Below are 3,765 nucleotides of genomic sequence, written 5' to 3' on the forward strand. Positions count from 1 at the left end.
TTGCTGTCCGTAGGTGGCCAGCAGGGCCTGGGCCTCGATCGGGTCGCCGAGCCGGGTGCCGGTGCCGTGCGCCTCCACCGCGTCGACGTCCGCCGCCGACAGCCGGGCGTTCTTCAGCGCCTCGCGGATCGCCCGCTGCTGGGCCGGGCCGTTCGGGGCGGAGAAGCCGCTGCTGCTGCCGTCCTGGTTGATCGCCGAGCCGCGGACCACGGCGAGCACCCGGTGCCCGTTGCGCCGAGCCTCCGAGAGCCGCTCCACCAGCAGGACGCCGACGCCCTCCGCCCAGCCGGTCCCGTCCGCCGAGGCGGCGAACGCCCGGCAGCGCCCGTCGGGGGACAGCGCGCGCTGGCGGCTGAACTCGACGAACCCACCCGGACCGGTCATCACGGTGACGCCGCCGACGAGCGCCATCGTGCACTCGCCGTTGCGCAGCGCCTGCGCCGCCAGGTGCAGGGCGACCAGCGAGGAGGAGCACGCCGTGTCCACGGTGACGGCCGGGCCCTCCAGGCCGAGGGCGTAGGCCACCCGGCCCGACACCACGCTGCCCAGGCTGCCCGTCATCAGGTAGCCCTCAAGGTCCTCGGGCGTCGCGCGCAGCCGGGCGGTGTAGTCCTGGTGCATGACGCCGGCGAACACGCCGGTCCTGCTGCCGCGGACCGACGAGGGGGCGATGCCGGCCCGCTCGAAGGCCTCCCAGGAGGTCTCCAGCAGCAGCCGTTGCTGCGGGTGCATGGCCAGCGCCTCGCGCCGGCCGATCCCGAAGAAGTCGGGGTCGAACAGCGCGGCGTCGTGCAGGAAGCCGCCCGCCCGGGTGTAGGTCTTGCCGACCGCTTCCGGATCCGGGTCGTACAGCGAGGCCAGGTCCCAGCCGCGGTCCTCCGGGAAGCCGGAGATCGCGTCGCCGCCCGTCGCGACCAACTGCCAGAGGTCGTCCGGGGACTTGACCCCCCCGGGGTAGCGGCAGGCCATGCCGACGATGGCGATCGGCTCGGAGGCGGAAGCGGTCAGCGCGCGGTTCTGCTGCCGCAGGAGCTCGGCCTCCTTGAGGGAGGCCCGCAGCGCCTTGACGACTTCTTCACTGGTTGCGGTCATCGCGAACTCCGAAACTCCGTGCCATTGGGACGTGGTGAGTGGTGATCAACTGTCACGGAGGGCAACCCGGACGAGGTCGTCCAGGTCCATCGTGTCGAGCGAGCTACTGGGTTCCTCGTCCTCGACCAGGGTCGCGGACGGGGCCGTGGCCTCGGCGAGCCGGAGCAGCGTCCGGACCAGCCCGGCCTCCTGGAGGCTGATCATCGGGATCGCCGCCAGGGTCCGCCGGAACTCGCCCTCGTCGATCTCGGCGGGGTCCGAGGCCGTCCCGACCGCCTCCTCGACGGGGAAGGCCTCGGCCTCCAGGTGGCGGGCGACGGCGGCCGGGGTCGGGTGGTCGAAGATCAGCGTGGCGGGCAGCCGGCCGCCGGTCTCCGTGCCGAGCCGGTTGCGCAGTTCGACCGCGGTGAGCGAGTCGAGGCCGAGATCGAGGAAGCCGCGGTCGGGTTCGACCCGGTCCGGCGAGGCATGGCCCAGGACGGCGGCCACATGGGCGCGGACCAGGTCGAGCACGGCGCGGCCCCGCTCGTCCGGGGCCAGTTCGGCGAACCGCTGCCGGAACGTCACCGCGCCGGGGGCGGCGCTCCGGCGGCGCGCGGCGGGGCGGATCAGGCTCCGCAGCAGCGGCGGGAGTTCGGACTGCGCCCGGAGCGCGGTGGTGTCCAGGCGGGCGGGCACGAGTACCGCGCGGTCCGTCGCGAGGGCGGCGTCGAAGAGCGCCAGCCCCTGGACGGACGGCATGGCCGCGAGGCCGGTGCGGCTCAACCGCCGGAGGTCGGCCTCGGCCAGGTGCCGGGTCATTCCGCCGGCCTCCGCCCAGAGGCCCCAGGCCAGCGCGTGCGCGGGCAGTCCCGCCGCCCGGCGCCGCTCGGCGAGTGCGTCGAGGAAGGCGTTGGCGGCCGAGTAGCTCGCCTGGCCCGCCTGGCCCAGCACGCCGGCCGCCGAGGAGAACATCACGAAGGCCCGCAGGTCGCTCCCGCGCGTCAGCTCGTGGAGGTGCCACGCGGCGTCGGTCTTGGGCCGCATGACGGTCGCCACGCGGTCGGGGGTCAACGCGGTGAGCACGCCGTCGTCCAGCACGCCGGCGGTGTGCACCACACCGACCAGGGGATGTTCGGCGGGTACCGCCGCGAGGACGGCGGCGAGCGCGTTCCGGTCGGCGGCGTCGCAGGCGGCGATCGTCACCTCGGCACCCGCCGCCGTGAGGTCGGCACGGAGTGCGGCCGCGTCGTCCGCGGCGAGCCCGCGCCGGCTGAGCAGCAGCAGGTGCCGCACGCCGTGCCGGGCGACCAGGTGGCGTGCGAGCAGGCTGCCGAGCAGACCGGTGCCGCCGGTCACCAGTACCGTACCGGCGGGCCCGAACGGCTCGAACGGCCCGCCGGGCGCGGCGGGTGCGGCCGGCACCAGCCGGGCGGCGAACGTCCGTCCGGCGCGGACCGCCAGCTGCGGCTCCGGCGCGGAGAGCGCCCGGACCAGCGCCGGGTAGGAGTCGGGGTGGCCGTCGAGGTCCGCCAGCACGAGGCGGCCGGGGTTCTCGGACTGGGCGGACCGGACCAGACCCCGCAGCGGCGCGTGCACCAGGTCCGTGACGTCCTCGGCGGGGTCCACGGCCACCGCGCCGCGGGTGAGCAGCACCAGCCGGGAACCGGCGAGCCGCTCCTCGGCCAGCCAGGCCTGGACGAGGTCCAGCGCGCGGGCCGTCGCGGCGTGGACCGCCTCGGGCGTCGCCTCGGGTCCGGGCAGGAAGGGCGCCAGGACCGTCCCCGGCACCGTGGTCCCTGCGCAGATCGCGGCGAGCAGCTCGGCGGGTGCGGCGGCCCCGGTGGACCAGGAGTTCGCCGCCGACCAGGGGTCGACCGCCGTCCCGGGGTGTCCGGCGTCCTGGCCGCCGAGGAGGAGCGGCGGTGCGCCGCCGTCGGCGTCCGGCGAGATCGGCGCGGGCACCCAGTCCACCTGGTACAGCGAGTCGCGGTGGCTGCCGGCGGTGGCGCTGAACTGCTCCGGCGTGACGGGCCGCAGCGTGAGCGAGCCGACCGAGACGACCGGGTTCCCGGTGTCATCGGTCGCGGTGAGCGCGACGGTGTCCGGCCCGGTCCGCGTGAGCCGGACCCGCAGCGCGGTGGCCGGGGCGGCGTGGAGGTGGAAGGTGACGTCGGACCAGGAGAACGGCAGGCGGACGCCGTCCGCTCCCTGGAGCAGGCAGGCGTGCAGGGCGGCGTCCAGCAGGGCCGGGTGCAGCCCGAAGCCGTCGCCGTGCCGCTCGGGCGGGAGCACGATCTCGGCGAGCAGGTCGTCGCCCTGCTGCCGGAGGGCCCGCAGGCCCTGGAACGCCGGGCCGTAGTCGAAGCCGACGTCGGCCAGCCGGCCGTAGAGCGCGTCGTCCGGGCCGAGTGCGGCCGTTCGCGGTTCCCAGGTGTGCGGCGGCACCGTTGGGCCCGTCACCGCCAGGACGCCGGTCGCGTGGCGGGTCCACGGGGCATCGGGGTCGTCCGGGGTGTCGGGGGTGGAGTGGATGGTGACCGGGCGGCGGCCGGTGTCGTCGTCCGGTCCGCCGACGCGGATCTGCAGGCGGACGGCCTCGTCGGCCGGGAGCAGCAGCGGGGTCTGGAGGGTGAGCTCTTCGAGGTGCTCGCAGCCGAGTCGGCGGCCGGCGTGGAGGGCGAGTTCGACGAG

General features: G+C 75.9%; 2 protein-coding genes. Both read right to left on the reverse strand.

Annotation, left to right across the window (positions count from 1 at the left end):
• On the reverse strand, positions 1-1,092 hold a 1,092-nt coding region (locus ACFXHB_RS44515), incomplete at its 3' end, for a beta-ketoacyl synthase N-terminal-like domain-containing protein (protein WP_380582911.1).
• Positions 1,093-1,137: 45 nt separating this feature from the next.
• The coding region (locus ACFXHB_RS44520; RefSeq protein WP_380582913.1) for a type I polyketide synthase at positions 1,138-3,765 on the reverse strand (2,628 nt) is incomplete at its 5' end.

Origin of the sequence: Kitasatospora sp. NPDC059327 (genome assembly GCF_042752535.1) — a bacterium.
Taxonomy (GTDB): Bacteria; Actinomycetota; Actinomycetes; order Streptomycetales; family Streptomycetaceae; genus Kitasatospora.